This is a genomic window from Vulcanococcus limneticus LL (assembly GCF_002252705.1).
Classification (GTDB): Bacteria; Cyanobacteriota; Cyanobacteriia; order PCC-6307; family Cyanobiaceae; genus Vulcanococcus; species Vulcanococcus limneticus.
This window is the reverse complement of sequence record NZ_NQLA01000026.1, coordinates 11,848-37,205: the sequence shown is the minus strand read 5'-3', so window position 1 is coordinate 37,205 and position 25,358 is coordinate 11,848. Positions and strand designations below refer to the sequence as shown.

Genomic DNA, 25,358 nt, shown 5'->3' with positions numbered 1-25,358 from the left:
TCCGGGTTCCTGCCCCAGAGCCTGGAGTTCTTCCTCGCGCGGCTCAGTCTCTGTCTCCTCGCATTCCTCGTTCACCTCATCTTCTGGCCGCGGCAATTGCCGCGGCTTTTTTATTGCTTGTACGATCCGTCCACCCCGCTGAGGGGAGTCATCATCTGTGGCCCGTGATGTCCAAGCTGCGGTGTGTTCTGGGTTGTGTGGCAATGGGCGGCCTGATGCCCCCCCTGGCCAGCCAGGCCGCCGATCTGGTTCGGCCCGAACGGGTGTGGTCCTCCCCGCTGGACCCTGGGGCTCTCCCGGAGTACACCCACCCGTCGCAGCCCGCTGCTGGTCTCGAGCAGGTGACCTCGATCACCCAGTTCTCGGACGTGCAGCCGACCGACTGGGCCTACCAGGCGCTGAGCAACCTGATCGAGCGCTACGGCTGCGTAGCCGGCTACCCCAACGGCACCTTCAAGGGCCGGCAGGCTCTCACCCGCTATGAAGCGGCCGCCCTCCTGAACGCCTGCCTCGATCGGATCACCGAGGTGACCGACGAGCTGAAGCGCCTGATGAAGGAGTTCGAGAAGGAACTCGCCGTGCTGAAAGGCCGCGTGGATGGCCTGGAGGCCAAGGTGGGTGAGCTGGAGGCGACCCAGTTCTCCACCACCACCAAGCTGCGCGGTGAGGCCCGCATGGTGCTCGGTGGGCTCGACTACGGCGGCAACACCACCCGAAGCCCCTATTACACCAATCCGGCCACGGCTCCCTACTTCACTCCGCTGCCTGAAGCGCTCACCTTCAACTACGACGTCCGTCTCAACTTCGACACCAGCTTCACCGGCAAGGATCTGCTGCGCACCCAGCTGCGGGCCGGCAACTTCGCCACCTCTGGCTTCGGTGCCGAGCCCACGCCGGTCACGGCCCTGGCGGCTGGTTTCCAGGAGAGCTGTGGCAGCGGCACCGGTGCCATCTGTGTGGATGGGGTGGTGATCAATCGCCTCTATTACCAGTTCCCCATCGGCAGTGCCCTCACCGCGGTGGTGGGTGCCAGGGCTCGCCAGGATGATCTGCTGCCGGTGTGGCCCAGCCTCTACACGGCCGATCGCATCCTGCAGATCTTCCAGTACGCCGGCGCCCCCGGTGCCTACAACCTCAACCTGGGGGCCGGTGCCGGCCTCTGGTGGCGCCAGGCCGGCCGCAGCACCGGCTGGAGTTTTGGTGGCGCCTATGTGGCGGCCCAGGGGAATCGCGGCAATCCCTCCCAGGGGGGGATCGCCACCGACGGCTCCGCCGGCAGCGGCACCTTGCAGCTGGCCTATACCGGCAGGAACTGGAACCTCAGCGCTGCCTACACCCGCAGCGGCAGCAATGTGAGCTACCTCGGCAGCCCGGTGGCGGTGGAGATCCAGCCGACGGCTGGAATCGACAGCGGCACCACCGACTCCTTTGCGCTCTCGGGATACTGGCAGCCGTTCCGCAGTGGCTGGCTGCCCTCCATCAGTGCCGGCTGGGGACTGAACCGAATCACCTACTCCGACCGCAACACCCTCGTGCCCGCCGGGGAACGGGGCTTCAAGGCCGCCAGCCAATCCTGGTCGGTGGGGCTGGTGTGGAAGGACGCCTTCGCCAAGGGCAATGCCCTTGGCCTGGCCTTCGGGCAGCCGACCTATGCCACCAACACCGATGGCGACACCCCCTGCGTCTCCTGGAATCCGCCGGCCTGTCGCAGCAGCGGCGGTGGCAAGCCTGTGGGCAACTTCCACGAGCCCAAGGACCAGAGCCTCGCCTTTGAGCTGTACTACAAGCTCCAGGTGACCGACAACATCGCCGTGACCCCGGCCGTCTTCTGGTTCAACCGGCCCCAGGGCCAGTACACGCTCAACTACGGCCCGGGCACCAACGACCGCGGCACCCTCAGCAGCTTCGGCTATCTCGTCCAGACCACGTTCCGGTTCTGACCCGATGGGCTGATCTCGGATGATGGGGGCTGACCCGCGCTCCCGCATGCCCCAGGCTGCCCCTGATCCCTACCAGGTGCTCGGGGTGCCGCCCCTGGCCTCGACCGCCGAGATCAAGGCCGCCTACCGCGCCCTGGTGAAGCAGCACCACCCCGACACCGGCGGTGATCACCACACGATCCTGGAGCTCAATGCGGCCTGGGAGGTGCTTCGCGATGTGGATCGGCGGCGGCGCCACGACCAGCTGCGGACCACAGCGGCCGGGGCCCCGGCTGTGGCGGTCCCCGGTCGCAGCCGTCGCCGTGCCGCCGACCAGGACAGCGAACTTGGCCAGTGGCTGCAGCTGGTCTACGCCCCGATTGATCGCCTGCTGGGCCAGGTGATCAACCCCTTCCCGGCCCAGTTGCGGGCCCTGTCGGCCGATCCCTACGACGATCAGCTGATGCAGGTGTTCTGCGCCTACCTCGAGCAGAGCCAGGCCCGGCTGGAGAAGGTGGTGGGCCTCTACCGCTCCCGGGCCTGTCCGGTTTCGGCCCAGGGTTTTGGGCTGAGCCTCTACCACTGCCTCAGTCAGGTCCAGGACGCCCTGGCCGAGCTGGAGCGCTACACGATGGGCTACGTGGACAGCTACCTCCACGACGGGCGCGAGATGCTGCGGGAGGCCAAGCGTCGTCGTTCCCGGCTGCATGAGGAGCGCCGGCGGCTGGAACTCTGAGGCCAGGGCGCGAGTCGAGTGGCGATCCTCCGTGGGCGACGGGCTCAGCAGGCCAACAACTGGTCGAGCCGCAGCCAGATGTCAGGCACGGGGCGACGGAAGCGCAGCTGGGCGTAGTCACCCTTCACGGCCAGGATTTCGGCGGGCCCTTCGAACAGATAGTCGGGTGCGACGGGATCGCTGGCGCCGGCCTCGAGGCTCCCGGCGTAGGCGGTCCGGTTCACCTTCACCAGGCTGCCCTTCTTGAGGGGGGCGCAAGTCGGCGCTGGGCTCGGCGTCGCTGTCGGCGTCTCGGCCATGGGAAAGGGGGCGGTGGGGCCAGGCTAGAGCCCCTGGCGCTGGGTCTGGTCTGGCCCTCGTGCTCTCGGGCCGGTTCGGCCGCCCCATGCGCTGGGGGCCTGTGTTGGTTCCTAGCCTGCGGCCAACCTTCGTGCGGTCTCGGCGTGCGCATTCTGCTGGTGGGCTGCAGCGGCTTCGTGGGCGCTGAACTGGTGCCGCTGCTGCTGGAGCGGGGCCACCAGCTCAGCCTGGTGAGCCGCCAGCCCCGGCCCCTGCCCGCCGTGACCGATCCGCGGCTGGAGCGCCTGCAGGCCGACCCCGCCGATCCAGCCAGTTGGCAGCGCCCGGAGCTGAGGGAGGCCCTGCAGGCCGCCGAGGCCGTGGTGAACCTGGCCGGCGAGCCGATCGCCGAGCAGCGCTGGACTCCGGCCCAGCTGCGGCTGCTGGAATCCAGCCGCGTCGCTACCACCCGCGCCCTGGTGGCGGCCCTGGCGGCCAGGCCGCAGCCCCCGGCCGTGCTCGTGAACGGCTCGGCCATCGGCTACTACGGCACCAGCCTCACGGGCCGCTTCGATGAGGCGAGTCCAGCCGGCAGCGATGTGCTTGGCCGGCTCTGCCAGGCCTGGGAGGCGGCGGCGGCCGAGGCGGCGGCCTTCACCCGCCTGGTGATCCTGCGCATCGGCATCGTGCTCGCCCCAGGCGGTGGTGCCCTGGGCAAGATGCTGCCGGTGTTCCGCACGGGTTTCGGTGGGCCGATCGGCAGCGGCCGCCAGTGGATGAGCTGGATCAGCCGCACGGACCTCTGCGCCCTGATCGCCGCGGCCCTGGAGGATCCGGCCTACAGCGGCACCTTCAACGCCGTGGCCCCCAACCCCTGCACCATGGCGGCCTTTGCGGCTGAGCTGGGCCGCACCCTCGGCCGTCCCAGCCTGCTGCCGGTGCCGGCGCCGGTGTTGCAGCTGCTGCTGGGGGAGGGCGCCCAGGTGGTGCTGGAGGGCCAGCGGGTGCAGCCGGCCCGGTTGCAGCAGCAGGGCTTTGCCTTCCGCTACCCCGAGCTCAGCCCTGCCCTCGCCGCTGCCACCAGCCCAGCAGCCCACTGACCAGCGCGGCCGCCATCAACAGGCCGATGGCGGGGGTGAACAGGGGCTCCCAGAGGCTCTGGAACAGGGCCAGTGGCCCCCCGATTCCCTGGCCCTGAAGCAGTACCGCCACGGCGAACCACAGGGCGCCAGCGATCACCAGGAACACATCGGCCACCAGCAGGCCGTCGAGCCAGCCCTTGAGGCGCAGCTGCAGGCCAGGGTTGGTCGCGGCGCTGGGGGCGGCGGCGTTGGCCGCCGCGGTGTTGGGACTGGACTCAGGCATGGGGCTGGGTGGCCGGGTCCGCACCCAGCAGTTCGGTGCGGATGTCGGCGGCCATCCTGGCGGTGCCACCGGGGCTGCCGATCCGCTCGCGGCCATTCGTCACCAGGGAGGCGTGATAGCCCGGATCGTGCTCCAGCCGCTCCAGCAGCTCCGTCACGAGCTGGGCGGTGCCCCGCAGCTGCTGCTCGCTGCCGGGGCTGCCGCTGGCGCAACTCAGGGAGGGCCCGAGCAGGCGGCGCTGGGCCTCGGCGAAGTTCTCGGTGAACTGGGGCCCGGCGCCCGCTAACTGCAGCACCGGCTTGCCCAGCCCCACGGCCTGCTCGGCGGCGGTGCCGGCCGACGCCAGCAGCAGGTCGCACTGCTGCACCACCGCGGCGAAGCGGCCCCACTCCAGGCCCACGGCCAGGGGGCCGCGCCGCAGCCAGCCCCGGTCTTCCTCCCCCAGCTCCAGTCGCCAGCCCAGCCGCTGGGCCAGGGGCGCCAGGGCCTCGCCACTGAGCTTGCCCACCAGGGCCGCATGGATGCCGAGGCGACTGGGCGACTGCCAACGGGCCTCCAGCTGCTCCAGGCTGCGCAGCATCAACTCCAGGTTGTGCAGGGCCTCCGGCAGCCGGCTGCCCGGCAGCAGGCCGAGGCGCTGGCGCGGCGCTTCCCCACCAGGCCCGCTGGCCGAGGGGGGGCTGTCCAGGGGCTCGGCTGGGGCCAGGGCCCCATCGAAAAACGGATTGCCCAGAAACTCCACCGGCCGGCCCAGTTGGTGGCTCAGGTCGCGGGCGGTGAGGGCATCGCGGCTGAAAACCCGTCGGAAACGGCGGCTGCGCAGGCAGGCACCACAGGGCCAGGGCAGCCGCAGTCGCCCCTCGTAGTGGCTGGAATAGGCCACCAGGTAGGTCACCACGGACCGGCGCGTCAGCCAGGCCGCCACCACCGGGATCACGTCGCCCACCACCACGATCAGGGCGTAGCGGTGGGCGATACGGAACAGCAGCAGCAGGCGCCGCACCAGGTAGACGGCCTGGCCCTCCAGTACCTCCTTCAGCCGGGCGCTGCCGCTGGTGTAACCCAGACCGCCGGTGCTGTATTCACGGGTGCGACCCAGCAGGGGCAGCCCGGCCTGGAGATAGGCGCGGCCATGGCCCACCAGCGGCAGGGCCTCCACCTCTAGGCCCCGGCGGCGCAGTTCCCTGCCGATCAGGGCACCGCTGAGGTCCTCCCCATGGCCGTTGCTGACCAGCAGGATGGGGGCGCTCAAGCCGTCAGCCAGGCCTTGACCTTCGCCAGGGCCTGCCAGTCGGGCCGCCGGGCCAGGCCATCGGCGATCGACTCATCCAGCTCGGCCGCCAGCTCGGGGGCCATCAGGCGGATCCGCTTGACCAGATCGATGTGCTCGCGCACGCCCTTGGCATTGGTCTCCAGCATCGCCAGGCTGAGGTTGATGCGGGCCTGGGGGTCCTGGGGGTTGAGCTTCACGGCGGTGCGCGCCGCCCGCAGGGCTGTCTGGGGCTGGTTGTCGAGCAGCTGCAGCCAGGCCAGGCAGGTCCAGCCGGCCGAGAGCCTCGGCTCCTGCTGGGTGATGCTCAGGAAGTCGTCGATCACCTCGCCCAGGGGAGCGCCCTGCTGGTAGCGGCCGATGGCCTGCTCAAACAGGGAGGCCCCCGCCGACGGCGTGCTGGCGTCGGAGCTGGCGTCTCCCGTGGCGGGCGTGGTGGCCGTCATGGCGCTGCAGTTGGACGTGCGGTGCCCTCAGATTGCCATTCGGGCGGCAGGCTGGAGGGCCCCGCCGGCTTCAGACGGCGAAGGAGCTGCCGCAGCCGCAGGTCTGGGAGGCGTTGGGGTTGCTGAAGTTGAAGCCGCCTCCGATCAGGGCGGTGGAGAAGTCGAGCTGCATCCCGTAGATGTAGAGGAGGCTCTTGGGATCGCTCACCACCGTGAAGCTGGGGGCGCCTTCCGGTTCGTAGACGTACTGCTCGTCGTCGTCGCGGATCGTGCTGGCCTCCACGAAGTCCATCGTGTAGCTCATGCCGCTGCAGCCGCCGGAGCGCACGCCGACCCGCAGTACCTTGCCGCCCCCCTGCTGGGCCATCAGCAGGGCCAGCTGCTTCATGGCCGGCTCGGTCACGAGGATGCCCTTGCCGCCCTGGGCCGTGAAAGTGGCCTGTGGACTGGTGTTGGCCACCGCCGGTGCCGGTGCGGTGGTGGCTGCGGATGGGTTGGTCGCAGTGGCCGTCGCGGTCTCGCTGGTCATGGCTGGCCTGACACCGTTTGGATCCACTCTATGGAGCCTGCCCCGGCCCTGGGCCGGTTTCCCCGCCCGCCCCTTCCCCCGCAGCCGGCAGGCCTCTCCATAGAGTCGTGCCCACTCAGGGAGCAGCAGGGTGCGCGTCGCCATCGTGGGTGCGGGATTGGCCGGTCTGGCGGCGGCGGTGGATCTGGTGGAGGCCGGCCACCAGGTGGATCTCTACGAGGCACGCCCCTTCATGGGCGGCAAGGTTGGCAGCTGGGTGGATGGGGACGGCAACCACATCGAGATGGGGCTGCATGTGTTCTTCTTCAACTACGCCAACCTGTTCGCCCTGCTGCGCAAGGTGGGGGCCTTTGAAAACCTGCTGCCCAAGGCCCACACCCACCTGTTCGTGAACACGGGCGGTGATCTGCGCGAACTCGATTTCCGCTTTGCTCTCGGAGCCCCCTTCAACGGCCTCAAGGCCTTCTTCACCACCCCCCAGCTCGACTGGATCGACAAGCTGCGCAACGCCCTGGCCCTGGGCACCAGTCCGATCGTGCGCGGCCTGATCGACTACGACGGCGCGATGCGGGTGATCCGCGACCTCGATCGCATCAGCTTCCAGCAGTGGTTCCTCGGGCACGGTGGCAGCCAGCAGAGCATCCAGCGGATGTGGAATCCGATCGCCTATGCCCTGGGCTTCATCGACTGCGAGGCCATCTCAGCCCGCTGCATGCTCACCATCTTCCTGATGTTTGCGGCGAAAACCGAGGCCTCCAAGCTCAACCTGCTCAAGGGCTCGCCACACCGCTGGCTCACCGGTCCGATCCTCGACTTCATCCAGCAGCGGGGCGCCCAGTTGCACCTGCGCCATCGGGTCACCGAGGTCCACTACGAAGAGGCGCCAGGCGGCGACATCCGCGTGACCGGCCTCACCCTGGGCACCCCCGGGGGCGAGATCCAGGTGCAGGCCGATGCCTACCTGGCCGCCTGCGATGTGCCCGGCATCCAGCGCATGATCCCCGAGGCCTGGCGCCGCCACAGCCTGTTCAACAACCTCTACAAGCTCGAAGCGGTGCCGGTGGCCACGGTGCAGCTCCGCTATGACGGCTGGGTGACCGAGCTGGGCGATTCCCCAGAAGCACAGGCCGCTCGCCGCGATCTGAGCCAGCCTGCCGGTCTCGACAACCTGCTCTATACCGCCGACGCCGACTTCAGTTGCTTCGCCGATCTGGCCCTGGCTAGCCCCGCTGACTACCGCAAGCCGGGTCTGGGTTCGCTGCTGCAGTGCGTGCTCACCCCCGGTGATCCCTGGATCCCCAAGACGACCGAGGAGATCGTGGCCGCCACCGATGCCCAGGTGCGGCGCCTGTTCCCCTCGGCCGCCGGCCTCACGCTGGTGTGGAGCAACGTCGTCAAGCTGGCCCAGTCGCTGTATCGCGAAGCGCCTGGTATGGAGCCCTACCGGCCGGATCAGCGCACGCCGGTGGCCAACTTCTTCCTGGCCGGCAGCTATACGAAGCAGGACTACATCGATTCGATGGAAGGTGCGACCATGAGCGGCCGCCTGGCCGCGGCAGCGATCCTGGATCGTCCCGTCACCCTGGCCGGCCAGGCGGTGCTTGCCCACTGATCCACGCCCCCACTCCCACCGCCCCCACTCCCACCGCCCCCACGCCCACTGCCCCCGCCCCCACAGAGCTCTCGCGCCGATCTGCGCGCCGCTGATCTAGCCCCCTCCGTTCGATCCCCCCGCACCTCCTCCCATGGGCCGTTGGCTCGAGCACAGCGTCACCACCGAGATCCAGGCCCCGGCCGATCGGGTCTGGACCGTCTGGGCTGATCTGGAGGCCATGCCCCGCTGGATGCGCTGGATCGAGTCGGTGGTGACCCTCGACGATCCCGACCTCACCGACTGGACCCTCGCGGCCCAGGGCTTCCGCTTCCACTGGAAGGCCCGGATCACCCAGCGGGTGGAGGCCCAGCAGCTCCACTGGGAATCGGTGGGGGGGCTGCCCACCAAGGGGGCCGTGCGCTTCTACCCCCAGGGCCCGGACGCCACCACCGTGAAGCTCACGGTGAGCTACGAGCTGCCCGGGGTACTTGCCCCGCTGATGGATCCCAGCATCCTGGGGGGGATTGTGACCAAGGAACTCCAGGCGAACCTCGATCGGTTCCGCGATCTGGTGGAAAGCGGCTATGGCAAGGGCTGAGACGAGGGCAGCGACACACGCGGGCTGGGGAACCCCGCGCCGCGCAACCGCGGTCCCGCAAGGGCCGGGGGCACGGCTGGTCCCACGACGGGCGCAGAGCCTGCTGGGCGCCTTGACCCTGTTGCTCCTGGCTGGCTGTGGTGGGTCGCCCCCGGCCGCCGATGTCTCCGCGGTGCCCGCAGCCCCGCCCCCGCCGCCAGCTCCGGCGAAGCCCCTGCCGGCCTCAGCATCGATCACCCCAGGCTTCACGCCGCTGCCATCGCCCCAGCAGGTGGTAGGCCCCCTGGCCAAGGGCCGCCTGGACCCCTTCGCGCCGATTGTTCAGCCTGGCAAAGTTCTGATCACGCTGCCGAACGGGCTTCGATTCAACGGTGTGATTCGCAGCTCTGGCCAATCCAAGGCCATGGTTGAGCTGGATGGTCAGGCGGGACCTGTCTGCCTCGGCGCCCGCGGTTTCTGCCCGGACTCCGGTACTCCACCGATGCTGCCCCCTGGCTGGACCGTAGCCGCCATCGATGTCCAGAACGGTCTGCTGTCGCTGCGCCAGGGAAAGCAGCGCTTCACCCTCTCGCTCTGAGGGGCGCTTGCCTGGAGTCCTTGCCTGGGTTCCCAGCCCTCAACGTCTGAGGTCCCCTGCTCAGGGACTGAGCACGGCTGCGCAGGCGGCCACCAGGCCGTCCAGGTCGTAGGGGTGGGCCTCGGCGTCCACCCGGCCCAGCAGCTCGCGGCAGACCCGGCTGGTCTGGGGGCCGATCGACACCAGGGCCAGCGACGCCAGCCGCTCGGCCCAGGTGTTGCCGAACTGGCGCTCCAGCAGCTTGGCGGTGTGGCGCACGGTCTTGCCGCTGCTGAAGGTGATCGCGCTCACCGTGCCAGCCGCCAGGGCCGCGGCGGTGGCCGACGGCAGGGCTTCCGGACAGCGGGACTCGTAGGCCGGCACCTCCACGACCCGCGCCCCGGCCTCACCGAAGGCCTCGGCCAGCAGGGTGCGGCCGCCGCTCTGCACCCGCGGCAGCAGCAGCCGCTGCCCCCAGCCCGACACCGGGAAGTGCTCGATCAGGCTGTCGGCCACGAAGTCCGGCGGCACGAAGTCGGCGGGGGCGCCCAGGGCCTCCAGGCGGGCGGCCGTCTTGCGGCCCACCGCCGCGATCTTCAGCCCGGCCGGCCGGCCGGCCAGGCAGCGGCCCTGCTGCTGCAGCCGCGCCTCCACCGCCTCCACGCCGTTGGTGCTGCTGACGATCAGCCAGTGGAAGTCCTCCAGCTCCGCCAGGGCGTCGTCGAGGGGGCCCCAGCTGTCGGGGGGACCGATCACCAGGGCCGGTAGATCCAGCACCGTGGCGCCGGCCTCTTCGAACAGGCGGCGCGCCTGGCCCAGCTGCTGTTCGGCCCGGGTCACGGCGATGCGCTGGCCCCGCAGGGGCTGGGCCAGGTGCTGGGCGGTGGCTGGGGTTGGATCAGGCATCGGCTCAGGCCTCCAGCTTCACCATCGCGCCGGCCTGGGCCTGCAGCTGGGCCGCCTCGGCGCCGCGGCCCTGGGCCGCCAGCAGCGCGATCGCCTGGCGGAAGCTGGCGCGGCAGCCCTCGATGTCTCCCCCCAGCAGCAGCGCCACCGCCAGGTTCTGGTGGGTTTCGGCGTGCTCAGGGCTGAGCCGCCGGGCCTCGCCATAGGCCTCCAGGGCACCGGCCAGATCGCCGGCCCGGCGCCGGATCAGCCCCAGGTTGTACCAACCGAGGCCCACCTCAGGGGCCACGGCGGTGGCGGTGCGGCAGAGCTCCTCGGCGCCGGCCAGGTCGCCCTGGTGCAGCAGCAGGGCCGCCAGGTTGAGGCGGGCCGCCAGGGTGAGCCGTGGCGAGAGCGGAAGGGCCAGCGCCTGGCGGTAGAGCAGCCGGGCTGCCTGGGGATCGCTGGGGGCCTCGGCGATGGCCCGGTGTAGCAGCAGCTCATAACGCTCGGGGTGGGCGCCCTCCGGGCAGTGCTCCAGGCCGCGGCGCAGCAGCTCCAGCCCCTCCGCCAGCCGGCCCTCGCTCACCTCCAGGCTGCCGAGCTTGGCGCAGGCGTAGGGGTCGTTGGGGCGTTCGGCCAGCTCGGCCTCCATGGCCTGCCGCAGCTGGGCGGCCTTGCGGCCGTCGGCCAGCAGTTCGGGCCGGTAGCCGTCGTGGATCAGGGCGGGTTCAGGGCAGTCGGCGACACGCCAGTGGGGCTCCGCCGCCTGGAGCGCGGCCACGCTGTCGTCCACCAGGGCGTGGTACGCCCGGCTCCAGCGGATGGCCGAGTGGCGTCGGAACAGGCGGCTGACGCTGGAGTAGGGCGACTGGGCCGCGCCCCGTTCGAAGCGCAGCAGGTTGATCAGCAGCACGTCGGGCTGGGCCATCAGGGCCCGCAGCGGCGCGATGGCCTGGGGGCGGAGCGTCTCGTCGGCGTCGAGCACCAGCACCCAGTCGCCGTGGACGAACTCCAGGGCCTGGTTCCGGGCCGGGGCGAAGTCTCCCGGCCAGGGGATCCGGTGCACCGTCGCCCCCAGGCGCTGGGCGATGCCGACGCTGTCGTCGCTGGAGCCGGTGTCCACCACCACCAGCTCGTTGGCGAAGCCCTGCACCGAGCGCAGGCAGGCTTCCAGCCGCTCCGCCTCGTCGCGCACGATCATCGACAGGCTGAGCATGGGTGGCCGGCGGCGGGGAGGCAGGCCCGAGGCTAGGGGCAGTGGGCCTGCCTCCACCGCGCCCCTCGGCTCCAGCTGATTGGGTCAGCGTTGCCTCTGAGTGGCCTCAGTCGGTGAAGCCGCCCTCCAGGGCTACGGCCGCCAGGCCCAGCCGCTCCAGCAGCAGAGCCTGGGCCTGGGGCATCTGGCCTGGGCTGAAGGCCGCCGGGATCCCCGCCGGCACGAGCGGCCGCAGCTGCTCCCACAGGTAGGGGCTGCCGTAGACCGCCAGCCCCGCCAGCCGTCCGGCCGCGAGCAGCTGGGCCAGGGCGGCGGGCCAGGGCTCGTCGCCGCCGGCGCTGCCGCGGAAGGGATTGCCCCGCACGAACAGCTGCAGCAGCACCGGCCCCGCCGGCAGCCGCTCCAGGGCCAAGGGGGCTTGGGGATCGCCGCTCCAGGGGCTGGGACTGCGGCCCTCGAGCAGGCAGGCTCCGTAACCGGCGGCGGTCGGCCGCAGCAGGGCCGGTGCCATGGCGGGCAGGAATGGGCAGGTCAGGGCCGTGTCCAGCCGGATCAGGTTGATGCCAGGGCCGGCGGGGAGGGCTGGCGAAGGGGCCAGGGGCACCGGGGTGGAGATCAGGGCCTTGGCGGCCGGGAGCGTGTCGGGCGTGCCGCCCAGCTCCAGGCTCAGCTCCAGCAGCTCTCGGCTCAACGCCTGCTCCTCGGCTGACACCAGGCCGTCAAGGGCCACGTCCACTGGCTCCAGGGGGGCAGGGCCGAGCCGCGCCAGGGCCGCCGCGCGTCGCCCCAGGCTCCGCTCCAGCCGCTCCATCGGCAGGCGGCCGCTTTCGAGGGCGGCCACCAGGCCGTCGATGGCGGCGTTGGCGTCGCCCGGCATCAGGATCAGGTCGGCTCCGGCCGCAAAGGCCAGCACCGCAGCCTCAGAGGGCCCGTGGCGGCCAGCGATCGCCTCCATCACCAGGGCGTCGGTCACCACCAGGCCGCTGAAGCCCAGATCCCGGCGCAGCAGCCCCTCGAGCACCGCTGCCGAGAGGGTGGCGGGCCGCTCGGGATCCAGGGCCGGCAGCTGCAGGTGGGCGGTCATCACCGCGGCCACGCCGGCGGCGATGGCGGCGCGGAAGGGGGGCAGCTCCACCACCTCCAATCGGGCGCGGCTGTGGGGCAGCAGCGGTAGCTCCAGGTGGGAGTCCGTGCTGGTGTCGCCGTGGCCGGGAAAGTGCTTGGCGCAGGCCAGAACGCCGGCGCCTTGGCAGCCCCGCACGAATGCCGCCGCCAGGGCCCCCGCCGTGGCCGGATCCTCCCCCCAGGCCCGCACGTTGATCACGGGGTTGGCGGGATTGTTGTTCACATCACACACCGGGCCCAGCACCCAGTTCAGTCCCAGCAGCCGGGCCTGGCGGCCGGTGCAGCGGCCGTAGCGCTCGGCCAGGGCGGCTGCCCGCTGAGGATCGCGGCCATGCAGTCGGCCCACGGCCAGGGGGGGCACCAGCCAGCTGGCCCCCTCGAAGCGCTGGCCCACTCCCTCCTCCACATCGGCGCAGAGCAGCAGGGGGCCATCCGCCCAGCGCCGCAGCTGGTCCGTGCGCAGCCGCAGCTCGGCGGCGCTGCCCCCCAGCAGGATCACCCCGCCCACGCCGGCATCCAGCAGCCGATGCAGCTCGGCGTTGGGCAGCTCCCAGCGGGGGTAGCGGCGCTGGCCATCACTCCAGTGGCCGCTGCCGCGCACCACGAGCAACTGGGCCACCTGGCGGCGCAGGTCAGAGGTCATGGCGCGGCTGTCCCGGTTCAGGCGTCATCGCCGCTGATGGGCGCTGGGCTGTCCTCGGGATTGCCTTCCGGGCCAGCCTCTGGAGTCGCTTCGCTCCCCGCTTCGTCCGTGCCGGCGGGGATCTTGCCCCGCTCGCGGCGCCGTTCCTCCAGCTGGTTGAGCAGCCCCAGCACCGAGGTGCCCTTCTCGATGCCCCGATCCAGCTGGAACACCACCTCCGGGGTGCGGCGCATCTTGAGGCGCCGGCTCAGTTCCCCTTTCACATACCCAGCGGCGGCCCGCAGGCCCGCCAGCACCTGTTGCTGGTCCTCAGGGCTGCCGTAGACGCTCACGAAGATCTTGCAGTGCTGCAGATCGCCGGCCACGTCCACGTTGGTGACGCTCACCATGCCGAGGCCGACCCGCTCATCCTTGATGCCGCTCACCAGCAGCTCGCTCACCTCGCGCCGGATCAGCGCTGCCACCCGTTCGACGCGCCTGCCCTGTGCCATCCCTATGCGATCGGTGCTGGGCTCACCATGGCACGCAGGATTAGGCCCAGGCTCAGCAGCCCGCTCACCAGCGCACCGATCAACGACACCGCCGTGACCGGGTTGCTGCGGCGCTGGGCCAGGGGTTCCACCACGGAGTTCAGCACCCCGAGCCCGAAGGCGATCAGGTAGCGGGGGTAGCGGGTGACGTTGACGAAGAAGTCCCTCATGGCGCTGGGCTGACGTGGCGGCTGGTCTGTGCTGGCTACTCTGCCGCCAGAGGTCGCCATGGCGGCCGATCCGCCGCCCGTTCCCCATGCTGGAGCTCCACCAGTTCCGCCATTCCGCCTTCTGCGAGAAGGTGCGGCTGATCCTGGCGGCCAAGCAGCTCGCCTACGCCGTGGTCGAGGTCACCCCGGGGCTGGGCCAGCTGGAGCTGTTCCGCCTCTCGGGCCAGCGCCAGGTGCCGGTGCTGGTGGATGGCTCCGAGGTGATCGCGGACTCCAGCGCCATCGCGCTCCACCTCGAGGGCAAGGTGACCTCGCCGCCGCTGCTGCCGGCCGATCCCGCCGCCCGGGCCCGGGTGCTGCTGCTCGAAGACTGGGCCGACTCGGCCCTGGCCGCCGGGGCCCGGCTCGCCTTGGTGCAGGCCGCGGCGGCCGATCCGGTGCTGCGCGGCGCCCTGTTGCCGGAAGCCACGCCGGGCCCGCTGCGCTCCCTGGTGGGGGCGCTGCCGGGCCCGCTGCTCAGCGGCGTGGGCCAGGTGATCGACCACGGCGGCCTGGAGCAGCTGCGTCGCAACCTGGAGCAACTCACGGCCCTGGTGGTGGCTGGGCCCTACCTGGTGGGCGAGCGGCTGTCCCTGGCGGATCTGGCGGTGTCGGGCCAGCTGTCGCTGCTCAGGTTCCCGGCCGCCGCCGGTGCCCCTCTGGCGGGCCGGGGCGTCCCCGGCATTGCCGACGATCCTCAGCTGGAGCCCCTGTTCGCCTGGCGCGATCGCATCGGCGCCGAGGTCGGGCGTCCCTGAGCGGGCTGCAGGACGCTCGAGGGATCTGGGGCCCCATCTGCTGAGTCGTCAGCCAGCCGCTCCAGCACCAACCTGCCGTGCCACGGATGGCGGGCGGAGGCCGTCAGGCCCTCGGCTGGAGAGCCATAGCTCGTCTGCCACTGCTCGGCTTCGATCTGCCCTGGGCCCAGGCTGAGGTAGCGGCTGAGGGTCTCCACCCGGCTGACCCGCGGATCGCCGGGGCCGTGCAGTATCTGCAGGGTGAGCTCATCGGCCAGGAACACGCCGGCTGGCTCCCGGGCCGTTGATCCCGCCGCCGCTGCATGGCTGGCTCCCGCACCGGTTTGGCCCCCAGCCCCCGGCGCGGCGCTGCGCCGGCCGATCACGCTGGACTCCAGCTGGCGATCCCCCGTGAGCTGGGCCAGCTGCCGGTTGGGATTGTGGGGATCGTTGCGGACCCCCTGCAGCTGCTCCCCCAGCAGGGCCTGGCCGATGGCGGCGGCGTTGAAGGCCCGATCACCCACCACCGCGCCGCGTCGATCGGTCCTGAAGCGCACCAGGTAGCTGAGGTCCGGCTCCGGGCCCGAGAGGGCGTGGCTTTGGGCCCGCCAGGTGCCGGCAAACCAGGCGGGATAGGTCAGATCGCTGTGGCCTGGGCGCGGCAGGGGGGCGGGCAGGCTCCAGTCGGGCCAGCTGGCCAGGCGGCTTTCCAGCCAGGCCGCGTCGGCCGCGAGGGCCGGTGCGGCCGTGGGGGCCAGCGCGAGCGCTAGGCACACCACGATGGGCAGGCCCGGGTACAGCGTTACGGCCCGGCGTAGGTGCAGGACTGCCGCCCCGACGAGCCGCAGGGCCGAGAGCAGGATCGACACGGCAGGTCTGGCAGGGGCCGGAGGTTCGGGCGATCCTGGCGCGCCGCCCCAGGGGCAGCGCCCGCTCCGCCAGGCTGGAACTCCCCAGGTCAGCCGCATGTCCGCTCCCCTGATCCGCGAGCTCGACCACTACGTCCTGCTGGAGCCGGCCCGCCCCCAGCAGCTGCTCAGCGCCGCCGAGACCCTGGACTGGCTCGCCGCCCACCTGGATCGGCTCGATCCCCTGCCCTCCGACCTGGCCGCCCTGCCCGACTCCCGCGCCCGGGCCGAGCGGCTGCTGGAGACCGCCTGTGAGCTGGAGCTGACTCCTGGTGAGGTGGTCCAGTGGTTTGCGATCCGGCTGGAGCCTCCCGGCGCCACCGGCGATCCCGTCAGTTGATTGAGTGGGTCGCCACCCCATCGGCGTTGTGCACCGTCACGGCCTCGTGCGGCCCCGCCGGGCGCTGCTTGAGGATCCCGGGCAGGGCCTCCAGCACCTGCCAGGCCACCTGTTCGGGCGGGCGGCCGTCCTGGATGATGTGGAGATCGGCCTGGGCATAGAGGGGCCGGCGCTCCTTCAGCAGGTCTGCCAGGCGGGTGCTCGGATCATCGGCCTGCATCAGCGGCCGCGGCGTGGGATCGGCGGCCAGGCGCTCCAGCAGCAGCAGGTCGGGGGCATCGAGCCAGATCACCACCCCTTGGCGCATCTGGCCCCAGTTCTGCGAACGGGTCACCACGCCGCCGCCGGTCGCCACCACCAGCGAATGCCAGGCCGCGATCTGGTTGAGCACGGCGGCCTCCAGGTCCCGGAAGCCCTCCTCCCCCTCGCTGGCGAACAGTTCAGGAATCGAGCGGCCGGCCGCCTGCTCCACGCTGGTGTCGGCGTCGAGGAAGCGATAGCCGAGGGCCTCGGCCAGCGGGCGCCCCACCGAACTCTTGCCGCTTCCCATCATCCCCACCAGATAGAGGTTGAGCCCCTCCAGACGCCTGCGCAGCCCCCGGGCCAGCTCCGTGGGCACGCCGGTGGGTAGGCCCCCGGGCCCCTCGCTGGACGCTTGGCCAGGCAGCTCGCCAGCAAGGTCGCCAGGCGCCTTGGCGGCCGCTGTGGAGGGCAGAACCTGCGCGGACTGGTCGGCGCCGGGGGCGGACTCCGCCATGACAGTGGGTGACGTTTCTAGGATGCTGCCTCACGCCCTGCGCTGCCATGACACCGCCCGTGATGGCGGCGCCCCCTGGGGCCCCCGCCGCGCCTGAGGCCCCCGCCGCCGCCCATCCGCATGGCCACGGCCGGCCCTGCGTCATCACCCGCCGCGCCACCTTCAGCGCCAGCCACCTCTACCGGCTGCCTGAGCTGACCGACGAGCAGAACGCGGCCCGCTTCGGGCCCTGCGCCATTGCCCCCGGCCATGGCCACAACTACGAGCTGATCGTGGCCATGGGCGGCGGCCTCGACGCCGATGGGATGGTGCTCAACCTCTCGGAGGTGAAGCACGCCATCCGCGCCGAGGTGACCGGCCAGCTCGACTTCCGCTTCCTCAATGAGGTCTGGCCGGAGTTCGACCTCTCCAGGCCGGAGGGGATGCTGCCCACCACCGAGGCCCTGGTGCACGCCATCTGGATGCGCCTGGCGCCGCAGCTCCCCCTGATGGGTCTGCGCCTCTACGAAACCGACAAGCTCTGGGCCGACGTGATCGGCGATGCCATGGAAGCCTTCCTGACGATTCGCACCCACTTCGCCGCCGCCCACCGCCTGGCCCGGCCCGAGCTCAGCCCCGAGCAGAACGACGCCATCTACGGCAAGTGCGCCCGGCCCCATGGCCATGGCCACAACTATCTGCTGGATGTCACGGTGCGCGGTCCAATCGATGCCCGCACCGGCATGGCCTGCGATCTGGCGGTCCTGCAGCAGCTGGTGGACGATCTGGTGGTGGAGCCCTTCGACCACACCTTCCTCAACAAGGACGTGGCCCACTTCGCCACGACGGTGCCCACCGCCGAGAACATCGCCCTGCATATCGCCGATCTGCTGACGGGCCCGATCGCCGCCACGGGTGCCGCCCTGCACAAGGTGCGTCTGCAGGAGAGCCCCAACAACGCGGCGGAGGTGTTCGCCGAGACGCCCCAGCTGGGCATGCGGCCCCTGGCCCTCGAGGCCCTGGCGGCCGGCTGAGCCCTTGCCGGCGGCCGTTTCCCCGCGCGACCCTGCAGGTTCCAACCCAGCCCCAGGGCTGCCGCAGATCCGGCTGGTGCTGGCCGTGAGCCTCGACGGCCGCCTGGCCCCCCCGGGAGGTGGCCCCGCCCAGCTCGGAGGGGCAGGTGATCGCCGCGTGCTTGAGGAGGCCCTGGCCTGGGCCGATGGCTGCCTGATCGGCGCCCGGACCCTGCGCCTGCACGGCAACACCTGCCTGATCCGCCGGCCCGAGCTGCTGGAGCAGCGCCGCCGTGCCGGGCGCAGCCCGCAGCCCATCGCCATTGTCGTGAGCCGTAGCGGCCAGCTGGATCCGGCCCTGCCCTTCTTCGGCCAACCCCTGCGGAGGGGCCTGCTGTGGCCTCTGCCCCCCGAGGCGACGCCGGCCGAGCCCGCCGGTTTTGACCAGAGCTGGCCCCTGAACTCCTGGCCCGAGGCCCTAGCGGCCCTCGGCGCCAGTGGCCTTGGCCGGCTGGTGCTGCTGGGGGGCGCCGAGCTGGCCGGTGCGCTGCTGGCCCTGGATCTGGTTGAGCAGCTGCAGCTCACCCTCTGCCCGCTGCTCCTGGGCGGTCCCCACAGCTGGCTGCCGGAGGGGGTGGCCCTGCCGGTTGGAGGCTGGGAGCTGCTGGAGCAGCGGCCCCTCGGCGATGGCGAACTGCTGCTGCGCTACGGGAGGTGGCGGCACTGAGGGCCGATGCCCCTGGGGATCCTGTGGTTCTGATGCGGGATCTCAGGGCTGAGGCTCGGAATCCCCGGAGACTCCGGGATCCACGGGCTTCAGCTCCGCTCGGCCTGGCATCTCCGGCCTGCGGCCACTGAAGCGCCGCTCCAGATTCCGCAGGGGGACCGCCAGCAGGGCGTCCGGCGGTAGCCCCACCTGCCGGGCCAGACAGCGCTTCACCACCACTTCGCCGTCACTGCCGATGCGGCCCGCCAGCAGTTCGCTGGCCACGCCGAGGCTGCGGCCGCTGCGGGAGGTCTCCTCGATCAGGCAGCGGCTGGCGGGTCCCGCCAGCCGGCGACAGGGCTGACGCAGGCTGGCGGCGAGCTGGGGATCGCCACCGCTGAGCCAGCCCTCGCAGCGCTCCGCCAGGTGGCGTTCCACCTGGGGGCGCAGCAGGCCGAGCAGGGGGGCCAGCAGGTCGGCCCGGGCCGGTGGCGCCGCCAGCAGGGGCACGGTCGCCAGCAGCAGTGCCGGCAGCAGCAGAAGCCGTGGCAGGGCCTGGGGTTCTCCTCCCACCGGCCTGATCGGGGTCCCGCTCGTTAGCGTTGCGGCCCGGTTCCGTTGCCCCGCCGTCCGGCGGTTCGTCGCCTGCCCATGGCTGAACTCCAGGCCCGTTGGCACGCGTCGATGGCTGAGATTCCGGAGGCGCAATGGCAGGCCCTCACGGCGGCAGCGGGGCTTCCCTTCTACTCCTGGCGCTGGCTCAATGCCCTGGAGCGCTCCGGCAGCATCGCGCCGCGCCAGGGCTGGCAGCCCATGCACCTGGGCCTCTGGCGGGGCGAGAGCCTGATCGCCGTGGCGCCGCTGTATCTCAAGGGCCACAGCTACGGCGAATTCGTCTTCGACCAGTCGTTTGCCCAGCTCGCTGGCCAGCTGGGGCTTCGTTACTACCCCAAGTTGCTGGGCATGAGCCCCGTGAGCCCGGTGCTGGGCTACCGCTTCCACATCGCCCCCGACGAGGATCCGGGCGCGCTCACGGCCCTGATGCTGCGGCTGATCGACGGACTCTGCGCCGAGCACCGCATCCTCAGCTGCAACTTCCTCTACGTGGATCCCACCTGGCAGCCCCTGGCCGAGGCCGCCGGCTGTGCCACCTGGCTGCACCAGCAGAGCCTGTGGAGCAACCACGGCTACCGCCATTTCGACGACTACCTGGCCAGCTTCAACGCCAACCAGCGGCGCAACATCAAGCGGGAGCGCAAGGCGGTGGCTGCCGCTGGCCTCACGGTCACGCCGATCGTGGGCGAGGCGATTCCACCGGCGCTGTTGCTGCGCATGCACAGCTTTTACGAGCAGCACTGCGCCCGCTGGGGGCCATGGGGCAGCAAGTACCTCACCGAGGAGTTCTTCGCCCAGGCCGCCGCCGAGCTGCGCCCCCACCTGGTGCTGTTCAGCGCCCACCGCGGCGATCCGCTCGATCCGGTGGCGATGTCGCTGTGCGTCCACACCGACCAGGAGCTGTGGGGGCGGTACTGGGGTAGCGACGAGGAGATCGAGAACCTGCACTTCGAGGTCTGCTACTACGCCCCGATCGACTGGGCGATCCAGCGCGGCATCCAGCAGTTCGATCCGGGTGCCGGCGGCAGCCACAAGCGTCGTCGCGGCTTCGTGGCCCGGCCCCACGCCAGCCTGCACCGCTGGCAGCATCCCCGCTTCGAGGCCATCGTGCGCCGCTGGTTGCCGGATGCGAACGCCCAGGAGCTGGAGGAGATCGCGGCGATCAATGCCGAGCTGCCCTTCACGGCCGCCCCGCTCCCCCTGGGAGATGCCCCCAGCCCCGCTGCGTAGCATCGAGCCATGGCCACCACCCCCGCCAGCTTCGGTATCGACCAGCGCCGGGCGCTCGATGAGCACCTCTCCCAGCGCTTCATCGCCCTCGATGCCGCCGGCTATTTCCTGATCAAGCTCGACCACTCCGCCGGCGAGCTGATCGCCGAGCACTACGGCAACGGCATCGACGAGCGCGGCCTGGCCACCGACCCCGAGACCGGCGAAGTGATCAGCTGCCGGGGAGCCGGTCCACGCCAGCCGCTGGCGATCTACCGCGCCCGCTCGGCCAAGGAGCTGGGGATTGCCCTGACGGAAGGGGAGGGCCCCCACCCGATCAGCTGCCTCGACCACGCCCTCTACCTGGGCCGCGAACTGCAGCGGGCCGAACTCTGCCTGGAGCAGGGCCAGCCCTACATTCAGGACTGACCCAGCGGGCGCGTCCTGCTCAGGCCGGCTGCAGCTCGCGGTCGGCCGCTGCGGGGGCCGTGGGCGGTTCGGGGGGCAGGGCAGCCAGCTGCTGCTGGATCTCGTGGGTCACCACGCCCCTGTACTCCTGGAAGTGCTCGTTGTGGGCGAGCGTCACCAGGAACTGCTCCAGGTTGGCGGGGTTGCAGCGGGCGATCTTGAAGATCGAGCGCCAGAAACGCCAGCGGGTGTCGCGCACGATGCCCTGGCGCCCGATCACGATCAGCAGGGCGCGCACATCGGTCCAGGAGGGCAGGCTGGCCTTGCCGAAAGCAACGGTGGGCACGTACTTCTGCCAGCGGGGCTTGCCCACCTTGGTGTAGTAGTGCGTGACGCGATCGATGTAGGCATTCGGCTCATACAGCCGGCAGAAGGCATCCACGTACTCGTTGGCGATGTCGCGGATCGGCCGGGTGGGCACGAAGTTGAGCAGGTTGGTCTGATTCACGCCCTTGGCGTCGGCCTTCTCCTGGATCAGGCGACCCTCCTTCTCCAGGCGGTGCCACAGGCCGGTGTTGGGCAGCGCCTGCAGCATGCCCATCATCGCGGCGGGGATACCGGTGCGGCTCACGAAGGTCACGATGCGATCGCCCGCGCCGGTCTTCTCGCCGTCGAAGCCGATGATGAAGCCGGCCATCACCCGGATGCCATAGGAGGTGATCCGATCGACGGACTCCTCCAGGGAACTGCGGGTGTTCTGGTGTTTGCCCGCGATTGAGAGGCTGGCCTCATCCGGGGTCTCGATGCCCAGGAACACCGAGTCGAAGCGGGATTCAGCCATCATCAGCATCATCTCCTCGTCGGAGGCCAGATCCACCGAAGCCTCGGTGGCGAAGCTGAAGGGATAGCCGTGGTCGATCTGCCACTGCTTGAGGGCCGGCAGCAGCAGCTTGGCGTTGCGCTTGTTGCCGATGAAGTTGTCGTCCACCAGGAAGATGGATCGGCGCCAGCCCAGGTCGTACAGGGTCTGAAGCTCGGCGATCAGTTGCTCTGGCGTTTTTGTGCGCGGCTTGCGGCCATAGAGCACGATGATGTCGCAGAACTCGCACTGGAACGGGCAGCCCCGCGAGAACTGCACGCTCATCGAGTCATAGGCGTCGAGCTCCAGCAGGTCGAAGCGCGGCACCGGCGTGGAGGTCACATCGGGCTTCTCGCCGTTGGCGCTGAAACGGCCCGCCCGCTCGCCCCGCTCCACCGCCTCAATGAACAGCGGCAGGGTGATCTCGCCCTCGTCCAGGATCTTGAAGTCCGCTAGGGCAATCTCGGGGGCGTCGGGGGTGGAGCTGGCGAAGGGGCCGCCCACGGCCACGGGCAGGCCCCGGGCCTTGGCCTTGCCGATCTGCACGGCCATGTCGGCCTTCTGCACGATCATCCCGGAGATGACCACCAGCTCGGCCCAAGCCCATTCGGCCTCGGTGACCTCCCGCACGTTGCGGTCGACCAGCTTCATCTCCCAGCTCTGGGGCAGCAGGGCCGCCACGGTCACCAGACCAAGCGGCGGAAGCAGCACCTTGCGGTTCACCAGCTCGAGGATCTTCTCGTAGCTCCAGAAGGTCTTCGGGAACTCCGGGTAGACGAAGAGGGTGCGCATGCCGATCGGGGTGACGTCCCGGGGGGACCGGAAGAGTTTCGGCCTGGCCCCGCGGGGAGCGGACCGGTTGGTGGTGCGTAGCAGCCTAGGGCGACTGCCACGGAGTGGGCGGCCTTTCTGCTGTAATGACCACGACGTATTGGGATGGCTGCCCATGGGTGCCGCGATCTATCTGGCTCTGGTGGGTGGTGGTCTGGCCACCGCAGCCGCCATCTCCTTGGTGCTGCGCGGCGTCAAGCTGATCTGAGGGCTCCGGCCCCCCACACCAAGGCTGCGCCCTCGGCTTCGCCGGTTACCCGACAGTGAATCGGGCCTCCAGCCGCAGCCGGCGGCGTTGCAGCAGCTGCCAGACGCCCAGCGCCGCCCCCAGGCTGCCCAGCAGGGCAAAGCAGGCGCTGAAGCCCGCTTGCAGCGTCAGCCCCGCCGCCATGAGGCCGCTGAGGCCCCCACCGCCGAGGAAGGCGATCTGGCCCAGGCCTGCCATGCGGCCCCGCAGTCTCTGGGGCGCGTGCACCTGGATCAGCAGATTGGTGCCCGCCAGCAGACAGGCGGTGCCGGCTCCGATCAAGAAGGCCATCGCAAGCCCCCACTGCGGGCTCCAGGGCAGGGCCAGGCCCACCTGCGCCACGCCGGTGACCAGGGTGGCTAGGCCCAGCAGCAGGCCCGGCCGCTCGCCCAGCAGGTTGGCCCGCCGCTGCAGCAGCACGCCTCCACAGATACTGCCGGCCGCCACCACGCTGGTGAACACCCCCAGCTCCTGGGGGCTCGGCCCCAGCAGGCGGCTGGCCATCAGCGGCGCCAGGCCCGGGTGGAAGAAGCCCACCAGGCAGGCCACGGCCGTGAACACCAGCACGTGGCGCAGGCCTGGTCCGCACTCGCGCCAGGCAGTGGCGAGGCTGGCGGCCTCACCCCGCTGGCTGCGCTGCTCCCGCTCGCTGTGCGGGGCCATCAGCCACAGCAGCGTGCTGATCGGCAGCAGGTAGGTGGCGGCATCGAGGGCCAGGGCCAGGGTGGGGCCGGTGGCCGCCAGCAGCAGCCCCCCCAGCGGCGGCCCCACCAGCTTGCCCACGTTGAAGATCACCGAGAAGCTGGTGAGGTAAGGCCCCAGCTGCTCCGGGGTTTCCACCAGCAGGGCCACGTATTTGTTGCGGGCCGTGAGCTCATAGGCACTGGCGGTGCCGATGCCCAGGGTGCTGAGCAGCAGCAGCGCCGCCTGGGTGGCGCCCGTGCTGATCGGGATGGCGATGGCGCCGAGCACCGCGGCGGCGAACAGGCCCCACTGGGCCCGCACCAGCACCCGCTCGCTGCCGAGCCGGTCGGTCAGCACGCCCGCAGGGCCGCTCACCACCAGGGTGGGCAGGGTGAGCAGGGCGAAGTGCAGGGCCAGCAGCAGCGGGTTGGAGCTGCCGTGCATCAGCAGCCAGCCCTTGGCCGTGAGGCCGGCAAACGATCCCGCTGTGCTCAGTCCGGAGGCCAGCAGAAAGGTGGTGCGCTGCTGGCGGGTGAGGCGGCGGCGCAGGCCTCCGAGCCCAGCGCGCAGGGCCAGGAGCGGTGACTGCGCAGCAATGGGGGGCCGCCCGGGGGACCGGCTCGGGGCCTCGTCGGCTCGGGGGGCCGGGCTGGGGGCCTTCGGCAGGCTCAAGCGCCTGCCTGCCGGGCGGCGAGGGCCTCGCCCACCATGGCCTTGGCCCCCACTACCTCGCCCACCAGGTCGTAGGTGTCGGCGGCGGTGATGCGTACTGGCACCATCGTGCCCGGGGCGGCGCACAGGCCCCCTTCGCCTGGCAGCACCCGCACCTCGCCATCCACTTCGGGGGCGAAGCGAGCGCAGCGGCCGAGCATGTCGCCGGTGCTCGGGTTCTCCTGCTCGATCAGCACATCCACGATCCGCCCCACCCAGCTGGCGTTGCGCGCCGCGGCGATGGGCTGCTGCAGCGCCATCAGCCGGTCCTTGCGCTCTGCCGCCACCTCGGCGGGCACCTGGTTGGGCAGTTGGGCGGCGGGGGTGCCTTCCTCGGGCGAGAAGGTGAACACGCCCACGTGGTCGAACTGCTGCTCGGCCACGAAATCCAGCAGGTGCTGGAACTGCTCCTCGGTTTCGCCGGGGAAGCCCACGATGAAGGTGGTGCGCAGCACGGCCTCGGGCAGCTGCTCGCGGATGCGGCGCAGCACACCGCCGGTCACCTCGGCCTGCCAGGGACGGTTCATCGCCCGCAGCACCTCGGGATGGCTGTGCTGCAGCGGCAGATCCAGGTAAGGCAGCACGTTGGGCACCTCCCGGTAGGCCGCCAGCACCTCGGCGGTGAGGCCCGTGGGGTAGGCGTAGTGCACCCGGATCCAGGGGATCTCCACCTCCCCCAGGGCCCGCAGCAGCTCCGCCAGCTTCGGCTTGCCGTAGAGGTCAAGGCCGTAGTTGGTGGTGATCTGGCTGATCAGCACCAGCTCCTGCACCCCCTGGGCCGCCAGCTGCTGCGCCTCGGCCACGATGGATTCGATCGGGCGGGAGCGCTGGTCGCCACGCAGGTGGGGAATGATGCAGAAGGCGCAGCGGTAGTCGCAGCCCTCGGCCACCTTCAGGTAGGCCACGGCCTCGCTGGTGGTGCGGTAGCGGGGCAGGTGCTCATCGCCCACGAAGGTGGGGTTGGCGCTCACCTGGTTCACCCGCTCGCCGGCCTCCACCCGCTCCAGCACGCTCACGATGTGCTGGTAGTCGCCGGTGCCCACGATCGCCCGGGCCTCGGGGAGGCTCTCCAGCAGCTCCTCCTGGAAGTGCTGGGCCAGGCAGCCGGCGATGATCAGTTCCTTGCCCTGCTCCGCCAGCTCCACCAGGGTGCGCACCGACTCCTCGCGTGCCTCCTGGATGAAGCTGCAGGTGTTGACCACCACCACCGTGGCGTCGGCTTCGTCGGCGCTGACGCCGTAGCCCGCCTGGGCCAGGAGGCCGAGCATGTGCTCGGTGTCCACCCGGTTCTTCTCGCAGCCCAGGTGGGCGAAGGCCACGGTCTTGCCCGGTGCAGCAGGGCTGCGGGGAGCGGCGTCTCCGGCGTTCTGGCTCATGGCGTCTGATACGGCTGCGGACTGGCTGGGACTGGGATCGGTGGCCGGGATCTCTGGATCACGGATGGTTGGATC

The 25,358-nt window shown here is 71.0% G+C and carries 29 protein-coding genes; 13 read left to right on the top strand and 16 right to left on the bottom strand.

The window, feature by feature from the left end:
* Positions 1-215 precede the first annotated feature (215 nt).
* Together CJZ98_RS11160 and CJZ98_RS11155 are read left to right on the top strand one after the other, a co-directional pair.
* The gene (locus tag CJZ98_RS11160) at positions 216-1,940 is read left to right on the top strand and encodes an iron uptake porin (RefSeq protein ID WP_232756408.1); all 1,725 of its coding nucleotides are present in this window, start codon (positions 216-218) and stop codon (positions 1,938-1,940) included.
* 46 nt (positions 1,941-1,986) lie between these two features.
* Positions 1,987-2,655: a J domain-containing protein gene (locus tag CJZ98_RS11155; RefSeq protein WP_094591203.1), complete on the top strand. Its 669-nt coding sequence runs from the start codon at positions 1,987-1,989 to the stop codon at positions 2,653-2,655.
* A 44-nt stretch (positions 2,656-2,699) separates the two neighbouring features.
* Here the strand turns inward: CJZ98_RS11155 and ndhO are convergent, their stop codons facing one another.
* Positions 2,700-2,954 carry an NAD(P)H-quinone oxidoreductase subunit O gene (ndhO, locus tag CJZ98_RS11150; protein ID WP_094591202.1) on the bottom strand — a complete coding sequence of 85 codons (255 nt, stop codon included), beginning with the start codon at positions 2,952-2,954 and terminating at the stop codon, positions 2,700-2,702.
* A 144-nt stretch (positions 2,955-3,098) separates the two neighbouring features.
* Between ndhO and CJZ98_RS11145 the strand changes: the two genes are divergently transcribed.
* Positions 3,099-4,034, top strand: coding sequence for a TIGR01777 family oxidoreductase (locus CJZ98_RS11145; RefSeq protein ID WP_094591201.1), 936 nt, complete (start codon positions 3,099-3,101; stop codon positions 4,032-4,034).
* Here CJZ98_RS11145 and CJZ98_RS11140 read toward each other — a convergent pair.
* From CJZ98_RS11140 to CJZ98_RS11125, 4 genes are all read right to left on the bottom strand, one after another.
* Entirely contained in the window at positions 3,991-4,299 is a 309-nt protein-coding gene (locus CJZ98_RS11140) for a hypothetical protein (protein ID WP_232756407.1), read from the bottom strand. The genes CJZ98_RS11145 and CJZ98_RS11140 overlap by 44 nt on opposite strands.
* A complete protein-coding gene (locus CJZ98_RS11135; protein ID WP_094591200.1) occupies positions 4,292-5,551 on the bottom strand; it encodes a lipid-A-disaccharide synthase-related protein in 1,260 nt (419 codons plus the stop codon). Before CJZ98_RS11135 ends, CJZ98_RS11140 begins: the two co-directional genes overlap by 8 nt.
* Positions 5,548-6,015 carry a tetratricopeptide repeat protein gene (locus tag CJZ98_RS11130; RefSeq protein ID WP_232756406.1) on the bottom strand — a complete coding sequence of 156 codons (468 nt, stop codon included), beginning with the start codon at positions 6,013-6,015 and terminating at the stop codon, positions 5,548-5,550. Before CJZ98_RS11130 ends, CJZ98_RS11135 begins: the two co-directional genes overlap by 4 nt.
* Before the next feature lie 70 nt (positions 6,016-6,085).
* Complete coding sequence (locus CJZ98_RS11125; RefSeq protein ID WP_094591199.1) at positions 6,086-6,544, bottom strand: HesB/IscA family protein; 459 nt, start codon at positions 6,542-6,544, stop codon at positions 6,086-6,088.
* Positions 6,545-6,674: 130 nt separating this feature from the next.
* On the opposite strand from CJZ98_RS11125, the gene zds reads away from it, so the two are divergent.
* The 3 genes from zds to CJZ98_RS18820 all read left to right on the top strand — a co-directional run bounded on the left by zds (position 6,675) and on the right by CJZ98_RS18820 (position 9,313).
* Entirely contained in the window at positions 6,675-8,156 is a 1,482-nt protein-coding gene (gene zds, locus CJZ98_RS11120) for a 9,9'-di-cis-zeta-carotene desaturase (RefSeq protein WP_094591198.1), read from the top strand.
* Positions 8,157-8,289: 133 nt separating this feature from the next.
* The gene (locus CJZ98_RS11115) at positions 8,290-8,736 is read left to right on the top strand and encodes an SRPBCC family protein (protein WP_094591197.1); all 447 of its coding nucleotides are present in this window, start codon (positions 8,290-8,292) and stop codon (positions 8,734-8,736) included.
* Between the two features lie 271 nt (positions 8,737-9,007).
* Positions 9,008-9,313: a hypothetical protein gene (locus CJZ98_RS18820; RefSeq protein ID WP_198537710.1), complete on the top strand. Its 306-nt coding sequence runs from the start codon at positions 9,008-9,010 to the stop codon at positions 9,311-9,313.
* 60 nt (positions 9,314-9,373) lie between these two features.
* On the opposite strand, the gene CJZ98_RS11105 is transcribed toward CJZ98_RS18820, so the two are convergent.
* From CJZ98_RS11105 to CJZ98_RS11085, 5 genes are all read right to left on the bottom strand, one after another.
* A complete protein-coding gene (locus CJZ98_RS11105) occupies positions 9,374-10,198 on the bottom strand; it encodes a uroporphyrinogen-III synthase (RefSeq protein WP_094591195.1) in 825 nt (274 codons plus the stop codon).
* Between the two features lie 4 nt (positions 10,199-10,202).
* Positions 10,203-11,396, bottom strand: a complete 1,194-nt coding sequence (locus tag CJZ98_RS11100) for a glycosyltransferase (protein WP_094591194.1) — start codon at positions 11,394-11,396, stop codon at positions 10,203-10,205.
* Positions 11,397-11,502: 106 nt separating this feature from the next.
* Entirely contained in the window at positions 11,503-13,164 is a 1,662-nt protein-coding gene (locus tag CJZ98_RS11095; protein WP_094591193.1) for a glycoside hydrolase family 3 N-terminal domain-containing protein, read from the bottom strand.
* A gap of 17 nt (positions 13,165-13,181) precedes the next feature.
* Positions 13,182-13,655, bottom strand: a complete 474-nt coding sequence (gene rbfA / locus CJZ98_RS11090) for a 30S ribosome-binding factor RbfA (protein ID WP_094591192.1) — start codon at positions 13,653-13,655, stop codon at positions 13,182-13,184.
* 2 nt (positions 13,656-13,657) lie between these two features.
* A complete protein-coding gene (locus CJZ98_RS11085) occupies positions 13,658-13,864 on the bottom strand; it encodes a DUF751 family protein (RefSeq protein WP_094591191.1) in 207 nt (68 codons plus the stop codon).
* Positions 13,865-13,950: 86 nt separating this feature from the next.
* Between CJZ98_RS11085 and CJZ98_RS11080 the strand changes: the two genes are divergently transcribed.
* Positions 13,951-14,661, top strand: a complete 711-nt coding sequence (locus CJZ98_RS11080; RefSeq protein ID WP_094591190.1) for a glutathione S-transferase family protein — start codon at positions 13,951-13,953, stop codon at positions 14,659-14,661.
* Here CJZ98_RS11080 and CJZ98_RS11075 read toward each other — a convergent pair.
* Positions 14,601-15,428, bottom strand: a complete 828-nt coding sequence (locus CJZ98_RS11075; RefSeq protein ID WP_390625523.1) for a DUF6816 family protein — start codon at positions 15,426-15,428, stop codon at positions 14,601-14,603. The two genes, CJZ98_RS11080 and CJZ98_RS11075, sit on opposite strands and share 61 nt — an antisense overlap.
* Positions 15,429-15,606: 178 nt before the next feature.
* On the opposite strand from CJZ98_RS11075, the gene CJZ98_RS11070 reads away from it, so the two are divergent.
* The gene (locus tag CJZ98_RS11070; protein ID WP_094591189.1) at positions 15,607-15,888 is read left to right on the top strand and encodes a chlororespiratory reduction protein 7; all 282 of its coding nucleotides are present in this window, start codon (positions 15,607-15,609) and stop codon (positions 15,886-15,888) included.
* Here the strand turns inward: CJZ98_RS11070 and CJZ98_RS11065 are convergent.
* The gene (locus CJZ98_RS11065) at positions 15,881-16,507 is read right to left on the bottom strand and encodes a shikimate kinase (RefSeq protein ID WP_255082494.1); all 627 of its coding nucleotides are present in this window, start codon (positions 16,505-16,507) and stop codon (positions 15,881-15,883) included. The genes CJZ98_RS11070 and CJZ98_RS11065 overlap by 8 nt on opposite strands.
* Before the next feature lie 200 nt (positions 16,508-16,707).
* Between CJZ98_RS11065 and CJZ98_RS11060 the strand changes: the two genes are divergently transcribed.
* Both CJZ98_RS11060 and CJZ98_RS11055 read left to right on the top strand, forming a co-directional pair.
* Positions 16,708-17,658, top strand: a complete 951-nt coding sequence (locus CJZ98_RS11060) for a 6-carboxytetrahydropterin synthase (protein WP_232756410.1) — start codon at positions 16,708-16,710, stop codon at positions 17,656-17,658.
* Between the two features lie 4 nt (positions 17,659-17,662).
* Positions 17,663-18,364, top strand: coding sequence for a RibD family protein (locus CJZ98_RS11055; RefSeq protein WP_232756404.1), 702 nt, complete (start codon positions 17,663-17,665; stop codon positions 18,362-18,364).
* A 42-nt stretch (positions 18,365-18,406) separates the two neighbouring features.
* On the opposite strand, the gene CJZ98_RS11050 is transcribed toward CJZ98_RS11055, so the two are convergent.
* Positions 18,407-18,916: a hypothetical protein gene (locus CJZ98_RS11050; protein ID WP_198537706.1), complete on the bottom strand. Its 510-nt coding sequence runs from the start codon at positions 18,914-18,916 to the stop codon at positions 18,407-18,409.
* A 78-nt stretch (positions 18,917-18,994) separates the two neighbouring features.
* Here CJZ98_RS11050 and CJZ98_RS11045 point away from each other — a divergent pair, with 78 nt between their 5' ends.
* Together CJZ98_RS11045 and CJZ98_RS11040 are read left to right on the top strand one after the other, a co-directional pair.
* A complete protein-coding gene (locus CJZ98_RS11045) occupies positions 18,995-20,188 on the top strand; it encodes a GNAT family N-acetyltransferase (protein ID WP_094591187.1) in 1,194 nt (397 codons plus the stop codon).
* A gap of 9 nt (positions 20,189-20,197) precedes the next feature.
* A complete protein-coding gene (locus CJZ98_RS11040) occupies positions 20,198-20,596 on the top strand; it encodes a DUF4346 domain-containing protein (RefSeq protein ID WP_094591186.1) in 399 nt (132 codons plus the stop codon).
* Positions 20,597-20,615: 19 nt separating this feature from the next.
* Here CJZ98_RS11040 and CJZ98_RS11035 read toward each other — a convergent pair whose 3' ends face one another.
* Positions 20,616-22,226, bottom strand: coding sequence for a B12-binding domain-containing radical SAM protein (locus tag CJZ98_RS11035; RefSeq protein ID WP_094591185.1), 1,611 nt, complete (start codon positions 22,224-22,226; stop codon positions 20,616-20,618).
* A gap of 154 nt (positions 22,227-22,380) precedes the next feature.
* Between CJZ98_RS11035 and petL the strand changes: the two genes are divergently transcribed.
* A complete protein-coding gene (gene petL / locus CJZ98_RS11030; RefSeq protein WP_094591184.1) occupies positions 22,381-22,473 on the top strand; it encodes a cytochrome b6-f complex subunit PetL in 93 nt (30 codons plus the stop codon).
* Between the two features lie 45 nt (positions 22,474-22,518).
* Here the strand turns inward: petL and CJZ98_RS11025 are convergent, their stop codons facing one another.
* Positions 22,519-23,745, bottom strand: a complete 1,227-nt coding sequence (locus tag CJZ98_RS11025; RefSeq protein WP_390625521.1) for an MFS transporter — start codon at positions 23,743-23,745, stop codon at positions 22,519-22,521.
* A 119-nt stretch (positions 23,746-23,864) separates the two neighbouring features.
* The gene (rimO, locus tag CJZ98_RS11020) at positions 23,865-25,283 is read right to left on the bottom strand and encodes a 30S ribosomal protein S12 methylthiotransferase RimO (RefSeq protein WP_094591183.1); all 1,419 of its coding nucleotides are present in this window, start codon (positions 25,281-25,283) and stop codon (positions 23,865-23,867) included.
* Between the last annotated feature and the right edge of the window lie 75 nt (positions 25,284-25,358).